General features: G+C 53.6%; 13 protein-coding genes. 3 read left to right on the top strand and 10 right to left on the bottom strand.

Annotated features, from left to right (window positions below; all coding sequences use genetic code 11):
• Positions 1-26: 26 nt before the first annotated feature.
• The 8 genes from aroC to G583_RS0108225 form a co-directional block, all read right to left on the bottom strand.
• Positions 27-1,259, bottom strand: a complete 1,233-nt coding sequence (aroC, locus tag G583_RS0108260; RefSeq protein WP_022870713.1) for a chorismate synthase — start codon at positions 1,257-1,259, stop codon at positions 27-29.
• A 70-nt stretch (positions 1,260-1,329) separates the two neighbouring features.
• Entirely contained in the window at positions 1,330-2,223 is an 894-nt protein-coding gene (locus G583_RS0108255; RefSeq protein WP_022870712.1) for a shikimate dehydrogenase, read from the bottom strand.
• Positions 2,224-3,726, bottom strand: a complete 1,503-nt coding sequence (mltG, locus tag G583_RS15125; protein WP_022870711.1) for an endolytic transglycosylase MltG — start codon at positions 3,724-3,726, stop codon at positions 2,224-2,226.
• Entirely contained in the window at positions 3,716-4,237 is a 522-nt protein-coding gene (ruvX, locus tag G583_RS0108245) for a Holliday junction resolvase RuvX (RefSeq protein ID WP_022870710.1), read from the bottom strand. Before ruvX ends, mltG begins: the two co-directional genes overlap by 11 nt.
• Before the next feature lie 37 nt (positions 4,238-4,274).
• A complete protein-coding gene (gene alaS / locus G583_RS0108240) occupies positions 4,275-6,962 on the bottom strand; it encodes an alanine--tRNA ligase (protein WP_022870709.1) in 2,688 nt (895 codons plus the stop codon).
• A gap of 72 nt (positions 6,963-7,034) precedes the next feature.
• A complete protein-coding gene (locus G583_RS0108235) occupies positions 7,035-7,358 on the bottom strand; it encodes a hypothetical protein (RefSeq protein WP_156832085.1) in 324 nt (107 codons plus the stop codon).
• A gap of 159 nt (positions 7,359-7,517) precedes the next feature.
• On the bottom strand, positions 7,518-8,144 hold the full coding sequence (rpsD, locus tag G583_RS0108230; RefSeq protein ID WP_022870707.1) for a 30S ribosomal protein S4: 627 nt from the start codon (positions 8,142-8,144) through the stop codon (positions 7,518-7,520).
• Positions 8,145-8,363: 219 nt separating this feature from the next.
• Positions 8,364-9,791, bottom strand: coding sequence for a replication-associated recombination protein A (locus tag G583_RS0108225; RefSeq protein ID WP_022870706.1), 1,428 nt, complete (start codon positions 9,789-9,791; stop codon positions 8,364-8,366).
• A 56-nt stretch (positions 9,792-9,847) separates the two neighbouring features.
• Here G583_RS0108225 and dtd point away from each other — a divergent pair, with 56 nt between their 5' ends.
• On the top strand, positions 9,848-10,300 hold the full coding sequence (gene dtd, locus G583_RS0108220; protein WP_022870705.1) for a D-aminoacyl-tRNA deacylase: 453 nt from the start codon (positions 9,848-9,850) through the stop codon (positions 10,298-10,300).
• An 84-nt stretch (positions 10,301-10,384) separates the two neighbouring features.
• Here the strand turns inward: dtd and aspS are convergent, their stop codons facing one another.
• Both aspS and hisS read right to left on the bottom strand, forming a co-directional pair.
• A complete protein-coding gene (aspS, locus tag G583_RS0108215; protein ID WP_022870704.1) occupies positions 10,385-12,205 on the bottom strand; it encodes an aspartate--tRNA ligase in 1,821 nt (606 codons plus the stop codon).
• Between the two features lie 77 nt (positions 12,206-12,282).
• Positions 12,283-13,644, bottom strand: coding sequence for a histidine--tRNA ligase (hisS, locus tag G583_RS0108210; protein ID WP_022870703.1), 1,362 nt, complete (start codon positions 13,642-13,644; stop codon positions 12,283-12,285).
• 170 nt (positions 13,645-13,814) lie between these two features.
• Here hisS and G583_RS0108205 point away from each other — a divergent pair, with 170 nt between their 5' ends.
• Positions 13,815-15,176, top strand: a complete 1,362-nt coding sequence (locus G583_RS0108205) for a DUF349 domain-containing protein (RefSeq protein ID WP_022870702.1) — start codon at positions 13,815-13,817, stop codon at positions 15,174-15,176.
• A gap of 94 nt (positions 15,177-15,270) precedes the next feature.
• Positions 15,271-15,891, top strand: a complete 621-nt coding sequence (locus tag G583_RS0108200; protein ID WP_022870701.1) for a hypothetical protein — start codon at positions 15,271-15,273, stop codon at positions 15,889-15,891.
• The last annotated feature ends 2 nt before the right edge of the window (positions 15,892-15,893 follow it).

The raw sequence follows: 15,893 nt of genomic DNA, 5'->3' as shown, positions 1-15,893 counted from the left end.
GATCGGAGATGACTGGTCTGACATGGTTAGAGTGGGTCACCCATATCGTTGTCAGCCACTGCATTTTCTGCGGGTTCTGGCACAGGCTTCAGGGCTGCGATGAAGGCCTGCATATTCCGATAGGTCTCGTCAACAGAATCACCACCGAATTTCTCCAACACTTCTTCTGCGACCACAAGTGCCACCATGGCCTCCGCGACGACTCCCGAAGCGGGGACAGCGGTTACGTCGGAACGCTGATGATGTGCTTTGGTGGCCTGACCGGTTGCCAGATCAACGGTTTGTAGTGCCCGTGGAACAGTAGCAATGGGTTTCATAGCAACACGAACACGGATAGGTTCACCGGTTGACATCCCGGCTTCGATACCACCGGCACGCTGAGTTGTCCTGGCTACTGAGCCGTCAGGATTCCGAGTAATCGCGTCATGGGCATCTGAACCCACTCGACTCGCCGTGTCAAAGCCATCACCGATCTCGACGCCTTTCATAGCCTGGATACCCATCAGAGCACCAGCAAGCTTGGAGTCCAGTCTGCGATCCCAGTGAATGTGGGAGCCCAAACCAACCGGTGCATTATGGACAAGCACCTCGGTAACTCCACCGAGTGTTTCACCAGCTTTCTTGGTCGCATCGACGGCGTCGACCATTCGAGCGGAAACCTCCGGATCGATGCAGCGCAGCGGATCGGCGTCGAGTGCTTCGACGTCACCAACAGTTGGGAATTCGTACCCGTCGGACAGTGCCACCTCACCCATCTGCACAGTATGTGACACTGTTGTGATCCCCAGCTGTGTAAGGAAGTGCTGTGCCACGCGGCCAAGTGCAACACGAGTTGCAGTCTCACGGGCGGAAGCTCTTTCCAGCAGCGGACGAGCCTCGTCAAAGCCGAATTTTTGCATACCGGCCATGTCTGCGTGGCCTGGCCGAGGACGCGTCAGAGCAGCATTGCGGGCAAGACCTTCGATTTCCTCTGCGGGCACGGGATCCGGGTTCATAACCTTTTCCCATTTCGGCCATTCGGTATTCGCAATATGGATGGCAACGGGTGAGCCAAGCGTGACGCCGTGACGGACACCTGAGATGATCGTGACTTCATCTTTTTCGAATTTCATCCGTGCTCCGCGACCGTATCCGAGTCGGCGGCGTAGCAATGCTTCTTGGATATCAGCGGTAGTAATTTCAATACCGGCCGGTAATCCTTCAATAATTCCTACGAGTCCAGAACCATGGGACTCTCCTGCAGTTAACCAACGCATCATACGCTCGATTCTTTCATGTCCAGCGCGTGAGCGCTTACTTCATGTCGATTTCTGTCCACCGACAACGTTCCTAGTGACCGGGTAGACCAAGTGCTCTAGCCATGTGTGACGTCACTGGCTGCCAATCTATCGTTGTGCGTGGATCCACGAGTTTCTGGGTAAACAGTTTCACCTGTTCCACGCCCTGATGAAGCAGCATGTCTAAACCAGACGCAACACTGACTCCAGAGGCTTTCCAACGCTCGACAAGAACCGTAGGCCACGGTTCATAAATAACATCTAACAATGGCGGCAGATCGTACTCGGGTAGTTGCGCAGCCAACCAGTCGGCAGCTCCCGCCGGAAGGGTGGATACCACGGCACGATGTTCTTGAACATACCGTGGAAGGTCTGTGAGCATTTTGACCTGCGCCGACAGTCCGTAATGGTGTGCTACGTCCAGCGAGTCTTGTGCTTTTTCCGGATTCCGGACATACAGCACCACGGCATCCATTCCGGTTTCTGCTGCAGCAGCTATAGCAGCCGATGCAGTACCGCCAGCACCAAGAATTCCCATCGAACTACCCAGGTTTGCTCGGGAGTCTGACAAAGCGAGAGCACGCCGAATCCCGTCGACGTCAGTATTATGTCCCGAAGGGATGCCGTTGCGGTCGAAGACCACGGTATTGAGCACACCTAACCGGGCAACACGATTCGATACGTTGTTCATGTGCGGTACCAGTGCCGCCTTTAACGGCATGGTCACCGAAAACCCTGCAATTTGCTGGACTGAACCATAGCGTTGGCTCAACGAAGACATAAAGTCTTCAACTTCACTGACGGTCAGTTCGAAGCGTTGATAGGTGATCGGTACGCCCAAAACGTCGTAGGCAGCGCGATGCATAATCGGAGATTTCGAATGCTGGATTGGCGAACCAAGTACTGCCGCCTGAAACCATCCTTGAGTCTTTTGTGCTTCTACCACTTAGCCACGCCCACAAATTTCAGGGTTATCATCGCAATACTCACGATATTCTTGTTGGTACTCCCTGTGCTGCTCATAGGTAGCGGAGAATTTGGTTTCACCGGTTTCAATATTGGTCGTGATCCAGTAGTAGTTATCGGAATCATTTGGCTCCGCTGCAGCATCGAGTGCGGCGATGGATGGAGCGCCGATTGGGCCAGGCGGCAAACCAGGATGTTGGTACGTGTTGTACGGGTTGGATTCATCTTGTCGGTCCTCTGACGAGAACTGCAACTGGCGCACACCCATGCCGTAGATGACGGTGGCGTCAATTTGTAGATAGCCGGCTGTCTCGGAGTTTGAACGGTCGAGGCGATTTTCAATGATGCCTGCGACTTCTTCAAAATCTTCAGTCCGAGCTTCGGCTTCTAAAATCGATGCGATTGTGACGATACGGAATTGCTCTTCTGGGTCTTCGATCTCGAGCCGCTCGAACTCTTCCATGGTCGGTTCGATCATTTGTTCCAGAATCTCATCAATGCCGGCACCTACTGGAAAACGGTACTCACCGACAGCAACATATCCTTCCAGGGAGGGTGCATGCTCAGGAAGCCCGAAATCAGTCGGTTCGGCTGCCTCTTCGATCTCTTCGGCTGTATAGCTAGTTTGCTCAGCAATGTTGTCGTAGACATCATCGATACGGTGGCCTGAGTTGACGTAGACGTAGTGCTGACTTTCCGCATCTTCTCCAAACAGAATGGAAGCTGCATCGCGAGCTGGCATCTCTTCACGAAGTGTGTACTCGCCTGGTTGAATCTGCGCGTCACTATCAGCAGCTTCGAAGGCGTCTCGAAACGCTTTGGTCGATGCGACGATATCTTGTTCCACCAACCGGTTCCCGATGACGATTGCACCTTCGCCCGGATTGACCTGAAACTGCACTTCCTTGCCACCCGGGCCAGGATAGTCGTTGTTTGTCCAGCCAACGAGCTGGCTCACACCAAGGCCAACGACAACAAGGAGTCCAAGAAAAATACCAAAACTGCTCAGCATAATGAGCGTACGACGACGTTTGCGGATCTTACGGGCTTGGAGAGCTTCGTCATCAACTTGTGGCGCAGGTTCACTGCCATCTGCTACCAGAACGTACCCCAAAAGACTCTCGTCCGTCTCGTCTTCTGTGACTTCCTTTGGTGAATAGGCGGCAACCTCAGAGACTAAGTCTGGATAATCACGAGTGTCTTCGGGCAGCGGGTAGAGATCACCTAGGTCCTCGTTTTGATCGGTATCATAACGGCCTGAACGTAGTACGTCATCGTGATGCGAAGGAGTTTCTGGCTGGTCAGAACCGTCGTCGACGCGCGAATCAAAAATATCCTCTTCTGAGGCATCCTGTCCATCGACAGTGCTACGGGCCCCTCGAGCCCGACGTGATCGTTCCTGAGCCTGTTCATATTCGCGTCGCTCACGACGGCTCATGAATTGCGGTTCAGGAGATTCACCAGACAGATGCTCATCCGTCACTATTGTCCTCCTGTTCCGCTGAGACCAAGGTTCCGGTATCGGCACCGGTATTGTTCTCTAGCGTCAGGGCATGTTCCAGAATCGCTACTGCTGCAAGTTGGTCGATGACTGAGCGTTGGTTTCGTGACGACACTCCCGCCTGGTGCAGTTTTTGAGATGCACTCACGGTAGACAACCGTTCATCAATTAACCGCACCTGAGTTGCCAACTCTTCCTCAGCCAGGAGTTGAGCCAACTGGCGTGCAAATAGATGCGCGTCCTCGGTCGAGGCCGTCTTTTTGCCGCGCATATTAATTGGGTCACCAACGTAGACGCGAACTGCATTTCGCTCAGTTGCTTCAGCAACAATCTGATGAAGGTCACTGAAGTGACGGGTATCGCGTTTCAAAGTGTCTACTGGAGTAGCTAAGATGCCAGCAGGGTCCGTTGCGGCCAAGCCCACGCGGGCCCGGCCTACATCTACTCCGAGGCGAGAACCATACAGCGTCTCGCGAGCGTTCAATGTGGTCATGAAATGTACTAATTACCGTATCGTCGTTTCATACTCATTATGCCGATTCGACTTCTTGACGGATGCTCGCCAGAGCGTCATCGAGTTTCGAGACGTCTTGTCCCCCACCTTGGGCAAGGTCAGGTTTTCCGCCACCTCCACCGCCTAGGATTTGCGAAGCGGTCTTGACGAGGTTACCGGCTTTAAGGCCAACAGCCTGGGCGCCCTCATTCACCGAGATCACCAAGAGTGGCCTATTATTTGATGTTCCCACCATGCCAACAACAATATTCTGATTGCCAGCTTTCGTCAGGCGGTCGCGTAAATCAAGTACGGTTGAGCGCAGGGCGTCAGCACTCGATACATCACCCATGTTATGAGTCAGAAGTGTCACGTTGCCGACAGTTTCAGCTTTGTCGACCAGTTGACCTGCCTGAGCGAGCATTTGTTGTGCACGAAGATCAGCCAGTTCTTTTTCGACCTGACGGAGTTTCTGTAGTGTCTGCTCAACGCGACCTGGAATCTCAGCAGTCGGTGCTTTGAGCATGCTCGAGAGTTGATTCACAAGAGTACGCTCGGCCGCAAAATGATCGAATGCGTCCAAGCCGACAAGCGCTTCTACACGACGATTTCCGGAACCAACGGACTGCTCGTTGAGTAAGGCAAGCGTGCCAATTTCAGCGGTACTGGTGACGTGGGTACCACCGCACAATTCACGTGACCAAGCACCGTCAATTTCTACAACTCGAACCCGGTCACCGTATTTTTCCCCAAACAGGCTCATGGCACCCATAGCCTGGGCGTCTTGCAAACTGGTTTCAATGGTGTTCACAAAGAAATTGTCGCGAATGGCAATATTTGCGAGTTCTTCAACCTCTTGACGTGCCGAGTCGGACATCGCGTCTTGCCAGCGGAAGTCGAAGCGTAAATAGCCCTCTTTGTTGAAAGATCCCGCCTGGACGGCATCATCACCGAGAATTTGGTGCAACGCAGCGTGAATAATGTGGGTCGCCGAGTGCGACTTTTGTGCGTCCAGTCGACGCCGTAAATCGATGGCTCCTACGGCTTGAGCCCCAACAGGCGCTTCACCTTCGCGAATAATGCCCTGGTGCACCGAGAGGCCGTTAATGGGCGACTGCACATCTTGAATTTCGATGACGAAACCGTTACCGCTGATGAGGCCGGTATCGGCCGCTTGTCCCCCAGCTTCAGCGTAAAAAGGTGAAGCGTCCATGACGACTTCTACCTGCTGTCCCTGTTCCGCAAACCCGGCTGCTTCCCCATTGACTAATAGAGAACGGATCTGGGATTCCGTTGTGTGCTCGGTATAACCGGTAAATACTGTGTCCTGGCCAGCATGTGCCTGATAGTAAAGGCTGGTATCGGCGTGACCTGTTTTCTTGGCTTTAGCATCCTTGCGTGCACGCTCACGTTGTTCTTGCATCAGTTCCGTGAACTTGCCTTGGTCTACTGAGACGCCGGCTTCTTCTGCCATCTCGAGGGTCAAGTCAATTGGAAAGCCATAGGTGTCATGGAGCTCAAAGGCTGCTTTCCCCGATAGCTGTGTTCCGGTTGACCGCGCCTGGGCAACTGAAGATTCCAGGCGCGTCGTGCCGGCAGCGATCGTGCGCAAGAAAGCGCGTTCTTCCGCATAAGCAATGCGTGAAATACGGTCGAAATCTTCTGCGACTTGCGGATAGGTGCCGCGCATTGCATCTCGGGAGATCGGGAGGAGTTCTGGTAGTACCGCGTCAGTGACGCCCATGAGGCGCATGGCACGGACTGCACGACGAATCAAGCGACGCAGCACGTAGCCACCGGCTTCGTTGCCGGGTACAACTCCGTCGCTAATTAACATCAATGCGGAACGAATATGATCGGCGATATACCGCAACCGCATATCATTGGCGAAATTCGGATCCTGGGTATCTTCGCTTGAGGTGTATTTAACACCGGCAAGTTCGGCAGCGCGATCAAGTACCGGCCGGACCTGGTCCGTCTCGTACATGTTTTCAACACCTTGCAAAACCATGGCCAAGCGTTCTAGCCCAAGCCCGGTGTCGATGTTTTTGTTGGAAAGTTCTCCCGCGACGTCGAAATCAGCTTGGCTACGCACATCAGCCAACTGATACTGCATGAAAACAAGATTCCAGATCTCGAGGTATCTGGTGTCATTTGCTGCCGGTCCTCCGGCAACACCATACTCGGGGCCACGGTCATAAAATATTTCAGAACACGGGCCACCGGGACCGGGCTGGCCGGTGTGCCAGTAGTTGTCTTCTTTTCCGATGCGTTGAATGCGCTCTGCTGGGAGCTTCACAACATCACGCCAGATGCTATAGGCCTCTTCATCTTCGGTATAAACCGTCGCCCACAGCCGTTCTGGGTCGAGACCGTATCCACCGTCTTCCTGCGGTGTGGTCAGCAGCTCCCAGGCCATGGTGATCGCGCCTTCTTTGAAGTAATCACCGAAGGAGAAGTTTCCGGCCATTTGAAAGAACGTACCGTGACGAGCCGTTTTACCAACCTCTTCAATGTCAGCGGTCCGAATACATTTCTGCACCGATACAGCACGGAGGTAGGGCGGGGTTTGCTGACCTAGGAAGTACGGAATGAAGGGGACCATACCAGCGACGGTAAACAGCAACGAAGGGTCCGGAGAAACTAACGACGCCGATGGAACTACACTGTGGTCGTGCTTTTGAAAGAAGGCGTTCCAACGGCGGGCAATTTCATGTGTTTGCATAACTGTTTTCCATCACATCTTAGAAACCGGTGGACACACCGGTTGAAGGTCAAAATCTTTTAGAACGAAACGTTATTCGGTGCGATCTGCGGCTGGGTCGGTGACTTCGCCCTGCAAGGGCTGCACGGTTTCGTAGTTCTCCAATACCGGAGGGATGGGCTGTCCACGATTCAGCGCTGGAATCTGCTCTCGAACCGTAGAAAAGAAGCCTCGCGTTGATTCCACGATAATATTTGCGGCTCCCTCGCCGATGGTACGGCCGAGGTTCTCTGGAGCGAGTGATGTACGTAGGGCTTCTTCAGCACGTAGCGCTGCTTCATCCCGCCCCTTGGACAACTTAGAGTGCCCGTACCATCCGATTGCAGCACCTACGCCAACAAGTAAGACTCGTTTCACAACTGCCAACCCTTTCTGTTTCGTAACCGTACTTACTCTACCAACCCATAATCAGGATGGGCTATTGAAGTCGATACTTTAGGAATCAAGACACCACCGGCCCGGGGCCTTGCCAGAGCAAGATCCACCGAGCCGGTTTCAAAGTGTAGAACTGGGTGTTTAGCGCGAGTAGTGCTCGACAACCAGGTTTTCTTGGATCGACACAGGAATGTCGGCGCGTTTTGGTTCACGAACCAGGGTTGCGCGAAGCTTGTCGATTTCTACGTCGAGGTAGCCTGGCACATCTGGTAGGACTTCCTGATGTGCACCGGTTGCAGCAATCTGAAACGGAACCATGGTTTCGCTGCGTTCAGCAACGTGAATCAGCTGACCTTCCGAAACCAAGAATGATGGACGGTCAACACGCTGGCCATCCACCAAGATGTGCTGGTGAACAACGAGCTGACGTGCTTGCGCAATGGTGCGGGCAAAGCCTGCACGCAGCACGAGGGCGTCGAGACGTGATTCCAGGAGCTCAACTAGGATTTCACCGGTTAGACCAGCACGACGGTTGGCCTCGTTGAAGTAGCGCAGCATCTGGGCTTCACGGATATTGTAGATCGCGCGAAGACGCTGCTTTTCCTTCAGACGGACCGAGTAGTCAGAATCGGCGCGGCGACGTGCGCGACCGTGCTGACCTGGGCCGTACGGACGGCGCTCCATGTATTTTTCAGCTTTAGGGGTGAGCGCAATGCCGAGCGCGCGTGAGTGGCGCACGGTGCGACGGGTACGTAGACCTTTTGCCATGTTTGTGGCTTCCTTTTCTTGTCATGCGGTATTGATTGGTTTTTGCATCATCTGCACGACAGAGCCGACTAGCTATGATGTAGATGAATCCTGGCCTCTGATGTCAATGTTTTCCAGAGAGCTGAGGGTTATACCGCCAACCGTCATAACTACCGTTCCTACCGTTGGGCAGAAACGTGCCAGACAAGGGGATAGCCTAGCAGACGCCGAAGTGTCGACCTAATCGTCAGTCGTCTGATCTGGGGATTGCTCGGGCTTTTGCTGTGGGGGCGGTTCGTTCCGTAGAACGGCACGAAGTCTGGCGACGCGTTCCGAGATCATGTGCTCACGACCATTGGTTGTTGGATGATAATACTGCCGGTCTTGAAGTTCATCTGGCAGATATTGCTGAGCGACAATCGAATGTGGATAGGAATGGGGGAATTTGTACCCCTCTCCGTGGCCGAGAGCCTTCGCACCTGCATAATGCGAATCCCGTAAATGCTTGGGCACCACCCCAGCCCGGCCGGATTGGACATCAGCTAACGCACTGTTAATGCCGTCATAGGCACCACTGGATTTCGGAGCAGTGGCTAAATGGACCACGGCTTGAGCTAACGGGATTCTGCCTTCGGGCATACCGATCAACTGAACGGCTTGTGCTGCAGCAACCGCCGCTTGCAGAGCAGTAGGGTCAGCCATGCCAATATCTTCTGATGCGTGGACGATCAGGCGTCGTGCGATATATCGTGCGTCTTCACCGGCATGAATCATTCGCGCCAGGTAATGCAACGCTGCGTCAACATCAGATCCTCGAATGGACTTGATGAAGGCTGATATTACGTCGTAGTGCTGATCGCCATCTTTGTCATAACGCAAGACAGCTTGGTCCATCGCTTGAGCAGCATGTTCCACGGTTACCACGGGCGGCTGCTCCCCTGCTGCCTGGTCAAACCCAACGCCTGCGGCTGCTTCTAGTGTTGTCAAGGCCCGCCGTGCATCACCCTGAGCCATCCGAATCAAGTAGTCCCTGGCCTCGTCGTCGAGCTCCACGGTTTGATTGAGGCCGCGTTCATCTGACAGTGCACGATCGATCAGCTCACCGATATCGTCATCGGTCAATGGTTCAAGCGTCAGCATGATCGATCTGGACAGGAGCGGAGATATGACGGAAAAGGATGGATTTTCTGTGGTCGCGGCAACGAGGACGACCCAGCGATTTTCTACTCCGGGCAAGAGCGCATCCTGCTGAGCTTTGTTGAATCGGTGTATTTCGTCCAAGAATAAGATAGTGGTCCGGCCGTAAAGATCTCTATTGTCGAGGGCCTGTTCCATCACCCGGCGGACGTCTTTTACACCCGCAGAGATCGCAGATAGCTCCACAAACTTACGATCAGGCGCTTGAGAAATAACGTGTGCCAGAGTGGTCTTGCCAGTACCCGGAGGCCCGTACAGCATGATCGATGAGGGACCTACTCCAGATGGACCATGCGCTTCAGTCAACTTACGCAGCGGTGAACCGGGTGTTAGTAAATGCCGTTGGCCAACTATTTCGTCCAGACTCCGCGGGCGCATTCGCACCGCCAGCGGGGCTGCTGCCGATGTTTTACTGGAAGTATCTGGGCCGTCTTGGTCGTCATCACGAGCCGAGGAGAACAAATCGTGCACGCCCCTACTCTAGTGATTATGAACTTGAACGGATATCCAGGACTACACTTGGGGCCATGCGCGCAGTTATTCAAGTAGCTTCTTCCGCCAGTGTGACCGTTGATGATCAGGTAGTCGGTGAACTCCCCCGCCCGGGGTTGATGATCCTTTTGGGGGTTCACGTTGACGATAGCGAGGCGGAAGCTGATGTTTTAGTCGACAAGATTGTCAACCTTCGCATTTTGGGAGACGAAGAATCCGCAATAGACCTCAATGCACCCGTCCTCGTCGTCTCGCAGTTTACGTTGAATGCCGACGTGCGAAAGGGACGGCGCCCCTCCTGGTCAAAAGCAGCACGACCTGAACAGTCAGAGCCACTCTATGAATATTTTGTGACCAGAGTGCGTGAACACGGTGTCGAGGTTCACACCGGCCAGTTTGGTGCAATGATGGACGTCGGATTGGTAAACAGTGGTCCATTTACCCTCGTTATTGATTCGGACGACCTGGCTGCTCCTCGTCGCGGCTAAGGACAGCCCTGGCCCAGAACGCAAAAGTACCGGTCTGATCATCGTGTGATCAAGACCGGTACTTTTTCTTATTCGAGTGTTGCGCTAAGCGCCTGAGCCCTCTTGCTTTTGGGCTTCCTCATCGTCTTCAGGAACAAAGTCCACGCCTGTTTCAGAGCGCTGTTCATCAGTGATCGGTGTTGGCGCAGCAGTTAGCGGATCATGACCGTTCCCCGTTTTCGGAAATGCGATAACTTCGCGAATCGAGTCAGTTCCGGCCAAGAGCGCGATGATACGGTCCCAACCGAACGCGATACCGCCGTGCGGTGGCGCACCATACTGGAATGCGTCGAGAAGGAAGCCGAACTTCTCCTGAGCATCTTCTTCTGAGATGCCCATAATGTTGAAGACCCGCTTCTGGACATCTTGGTTGTGTATACGAATCGAGCCGCCGCCAATTTCGTTACCGTTGGCGACAATATCGTAGGCATACGCCAAAGCGTCCCCAGGATTCGCATCAAACGTCTCGAGGAATTCTGGTTTCGGTGAGGTAAAAGCGTGGTGGACTGCTGTCCACGCACCATCGCCTACGGCGACATCGCCTTCAGCTTCGGCTGCTGCCGCTGACTCAAACATCGGTGCATCAACGACCCAAACAAATGCCCAATCCTGCTCTTCAGCGGGAACTTCAGAATTCGGCTTGATCAGACCAACGCGGTGCGCGATTTCAACACGCGCGGCGCCGAGCAACGCGCGCGAATCAGTCGGTTTTCCAGCCCCAAAGAAGATCGCATCGCCGGGGTTCGCCCCAACGGTTTCAGCCAAGTTTTCACGCTCTGTTTCGGAGATGTTTCGGGAGACTGGTCCGGTCAGTTCACCATCCTCCTGGACCAGCACATAGGCAAGTCCGTGGGCGCCTCGCTGTTTGGCCCATTCTTGCCAGGCATCAAGCTGACGACGAGGCTGCGATGCTCCACCGGGCATCACGACCGCGCCAACGTACTCATTTTGGAATACCCGGAATGGAGTGTCTTTGAAGTACTCCGTCATGTCCGTCAGTTCTAAACCAAACCGAAGGTCTGGTTTGTCGGTACCGTATTTTTCCATGGCTTCGCGGTACGTCATACGTGGGATTGGCGTCTGAACTTCTACGCCTATGAGTTTCCAGATGGCCACTAGCAGCTGTTCCGCGAGTTCGATGATGTCATCTTGCTCGACAAACGATGCTTCAATGTCCAATTGAGTGAATTCTGGCTGCCGATCGGCTCGGAAGTCCTCGTCGCGATAGCAACGGGCGATTTGATAGTACCGTTCGATCCCCCCGACTTGAAGTAACTGCTTGAACAGTTGAGGTGACTGCGGGAGGGCATACCAGGAACCCGGATCAAGTCGTGCAGGAACGAGGAAGTCTCGTGCGCCTTCGGGCGTCGAGCGCGTCAGAGTTGGGGTTTCAACTTCGATGAACTCTTGGTCGGCCAAAAGGTTGCGAGCAACACGGTTAACTTCAGAGCGCAATCGCATGATTCGAGCTGGTTGTGGTCTGCGCAGGTCCAGGTAGCGGTGGGCTAAGCGAACTTCTTCGCCAACCTCGACGTGCTCATCAATCTGGAATGGCAACGGAGCTGAGGTATTCAACACGGTCACTTCGGAAGCGTAGAGTTCAACCGCACCCGAGGCGATATTGGTATTCTCGCTGCCTTCTGGGCGTGCTTTGACTTCTGCGATGACCTGAAGGACATACTCATTTCGCAAATGATCGAATTGGTTTTCGTCATGAACCACGATCTGAGCAACACCGGAGGCATCACGAAGGTCGATAAAAGCTACCCCACCGTGATCACGGCGGCGAGCAACCCAGCCTGCCACGGTGACGGTCTGTCCGATGTATTCGGCGTTGAGCACGCCGAGTTTATGGGTGCGAAGCACGTTGTGTTTCCCCTTTTGAGTTCTACGTGTTGAATAAAAACTATAAATTGTTCGTAGTCAGTCTACCGACGGCAAGGCTACTCGCCGTTGTGTTCGACCTCTACGATGGCAGGCTGCAGATCATCTGCTGGTGGCATCCAGGTTGACGGATCTGTCCTAACTTGCTCGCCGGAGCGGATGTCTTTTATCTCGTGACTGGCTCGTCCCTCGTTGTCGTATGTCCTGAACCATACGTATGGGATACCGCGGCGATCAGCATGGCGGATCTGCTTGCCAAACTTCTCAGCTTTGGTTGCGACTTCGGTATTAATCCCCCGTGCGCGCAGGGTTTGGGCAATATCTTGTGCTGCAGACCAATCATCGTCAGAGGTCAACGCGACATATACGACCGTTGGCACCTTCCGGGTCGTTTCGACCATATTTTGCGAGAACATGCGCGAGATCAATCTGGTGACACCGATGGAAAGGCCTACACCTGGAAAGGTACGTTTACCTTTAGTGGCTAGCGAGTCGTATCTGCCACCGGAGCATATGGACCCCAATTGCTCATGTCCAACTAGGTGTGTCTCATAGACCGTACCTGTGTAGTAATCGAGCCCGCGGGCAATTGAGAGATCCGCTACAGCGGTGCCCGGTGCACGCTTGTGAAGTTCATCAATAACTTCAGCTAGTTCCTGTAGCCCTTCTTCTAACAACGCGTTTTGAACACCAAGCGCGCGGACCTCGGTAACAAACGAAGAGTCTTCAGCACGAATCTGTGCCAGTGCCAAGGCGAGACTAGCCTGCTCCTCCGACGCTCCGAGTTCTTTCTGAAGTTCATCAGTGACCTTCTGCGCCCCAATTTTTTCTAATTTATCGATATGACGTAACACTCCAGCGGTGTCATCTAGTCCAATACCCTGATAAAAACCTTCAGCTAGCTTGCGGTTATTGATTCGAATGACGAACTGCCCAATCGGCAATTTGGACAGTGCCTCAGACATCACCAGCGCAACGTCGATATCGTGTCGGAAATCAAGTACACCGTCACCCACCACATCGATATCAGCCTGGGTAAACTCACGGGCTCGACCTTCTTGCGGACGTTCACCACGCCATACTTTTTGTATTTGATACCGCCGGAAAGGGAAAGTTAGATGACCGGCGTTTTCGGTCACGTAACGGGCAAATGGCACTGTCAGATCAAAGTGCAATGCCAAGCGCGAAGTATCATTGGGGTCCGGTGCATCCGTTTCATGGATACGCGAAACGGTGTACACCTCTTTATCGATTTCGCCTTTACGAAGTAGCGTCCCCAACGACTCGACGGCGCGAGTTTCGATACTGGAAAATCCATGGAGTTCGAAGACTTCTGCAAGTGTATTGAGCACATGGAGTTCAACGAGACGCTCTTGTGGCAACCATTCGTGAAATCCAGATAATGAAGTCTTACGGGACATGTCGGTATATTCTCCAAGGGTTAAGCACGTCTGCGCTGCAATGAGCACTTTCGTGCCTGCTTTTTAAAGTACTCTGCCATTGTATGCGTTTCCCGTAAGCTAACAGTGACCATCTCAGAACAGTCCTCCGATGGCTGACGGGATCTCCACCTAGGAAGAAAGTTTTAGCGGTGACACCTAGTCAACAGCCCGACGTCCCAAAACCGGCGGCTCCCAAACCAAGCTCTGTAACACCGGCCAAGGTAGCCCCAGCGGCCCCAGTTGCACCAGCTCCGGCATATACTTCGAATCTTACGGAAGCTCAGCAATTTACGGAAATTTCCGAGGAGGGAGTCGTAACTCTCCTTGATGGCAATGACAAAGTTGAGGTGGGCCAAGTCCCTGAGGCGTCCAAAGATGATGCACTCGCCTACTTTGTTCGCAAATATGACGATGTCATGACGCAGCTATTGCTCCTCAAACAGCGTCTCGAGACGGATGCGGCCAATAAGGAGCTAGAAAAGACGCTCGCCCAGATTGACGCGGTCATAGACCAACGTCAGATGGTTGGCGATATGGCGAAACTTCGCGAGCAGGCAGAGACACTGCGAAGCGCGCTCGTTGAGCGTCAGGCTCAGCAGCAAGCACAGAGAGACAAAGCACTCGCTGAGCAGCAGAGCGCCCGCGAAGAAATCATTGCACAGGCCGAGGAAATCTCAGCCCAAGATCCCGCAAAAACGCAATGGAAACAGTCCACTGCGAAGATGCGCGAGCTCTTTGACCAATGGCAGACCGTTCAAAAAGCTGGTCCGCGCCTACCTCGTGCGACCGAAGACGCTCTATGGAAACGTTTCCGATCCGCTCGAAATACTTTCGAAAAAAATCGTCGGGCATTTTTCTCACAGTTAGACGCCCGGAATGCTGAAGCAAAGAAAGTCAAAGAGGAGCTGATCACCCGCGCGGAAGCTCTTCAGAACTCCACAGAATGGGGCCCAACCACGCTGAAGTATCGGGACCTGATGAACGAGTGGAAACAATCCCCTCGTGCCTCACGAAAAGATGACGATGCACTATGGGCTCGTTTCCGTGGTGCCCAAGATGTCTTTTTCAAAGCCCGCGATGCGGCCAACGCCGAGGTTGACCGAGAGTATGAGGCTAACCTCGCCACCAAGGAGCAGATCCTTAAAGACGCTCAGCAGCACCTTCCGTTTACTGACGTCGAGTCAGCACGTAGCGTCATGAAAGATCTTCGCACACGTTGGGAAGCAGCTGGTCGGGTCCCGCGCAAGGACATGAGCCGTATGGAAACTGAGATCGGCAAATTTGAACGTGCTTTGACAGACCTAGAAGAAGAGCATTGGCGTCGCAGCGATCCTGAAACGAAGGCTCGGACTACCTCAGCGCAAGCGCAGCTAGAAGATGCCATCGCGCAATTAGAGACAGATTTAGCGGATGCCGAACAGGCAGGCGATCAGCAGAAGATCGATGCTGCCAAAGAAGCTCTTGAGGCGCGCCGCCAGTGGTTGCAAGTTGTTCAAGCAGCTAGTGAATAGTACATCTATTGAACGCATAGATTCTGCAAGTTAGTTATCCACAGCCCCAGCCGACACACCTTCGGCTGGGGCTGGTCTTTGTCATCATGGTTCTATGGCTTTTCTTGCACTAGATTCGATCACGAACCGCTACGATCTCTATGTCCCTGACGATCCATTTTCACCATCGGAACTCTCGGCGATGGCTTACCATGGGCTCCTACGCCCTCAATTCGGTCCGTACTATGTTGATGCGACAACGCCCGATACCGCAGCTCAACGCGCCAAGGCTGTGCGTTACGCAGGTGAACAGCTTATCGATAGAGACTGGACTGCTACGATGCTCACGGCCGCTTGGATTCACCTTGGAGGACTCGCACCTGAAATGTTTGAAGCCTCTACTGCCACGTATCAAAAAACTAGGTCACGTACAAAGATCATCCCAACGGCATTTCGACACATCGACTATATGCAACGCAGCGACATTGCAGAGCAAGACCTCCTCGTCATCGGAGGCACCATTGTCACTAGTTTGGAGTTAACTTTGGAGGATCTCTTGCGTAGTGGACGCACAGCTCGTCACTACAAATGCGCGGAAGAACTCGCTGACCTGGTAGATCTTGATAATCTTCAGCAACGTTTCCACCACAAGCGTCACCTATACGGTGTGGAGCAAGCTAGGCAACGTCTAGAGCATCTTCTAACGCCATCTAAAGATTTGGCAGATGTCCGTTAGCC

This window comes from Yaniella halotolerans DSM 15476, assembly GCF_000420805.1.
GTDB classification, from domain to species: Bacteria; Actinomycetota; Actinomycetes; order Actinomycetales; family Micrococcaceae; genus Yaniella; species Yaniella halotolerans.
The sequence above is the reverse complement of the archived record's forward strand: the minus strand, read 5'-3'. Positions and strand labels throughout refer to the sequence as shown.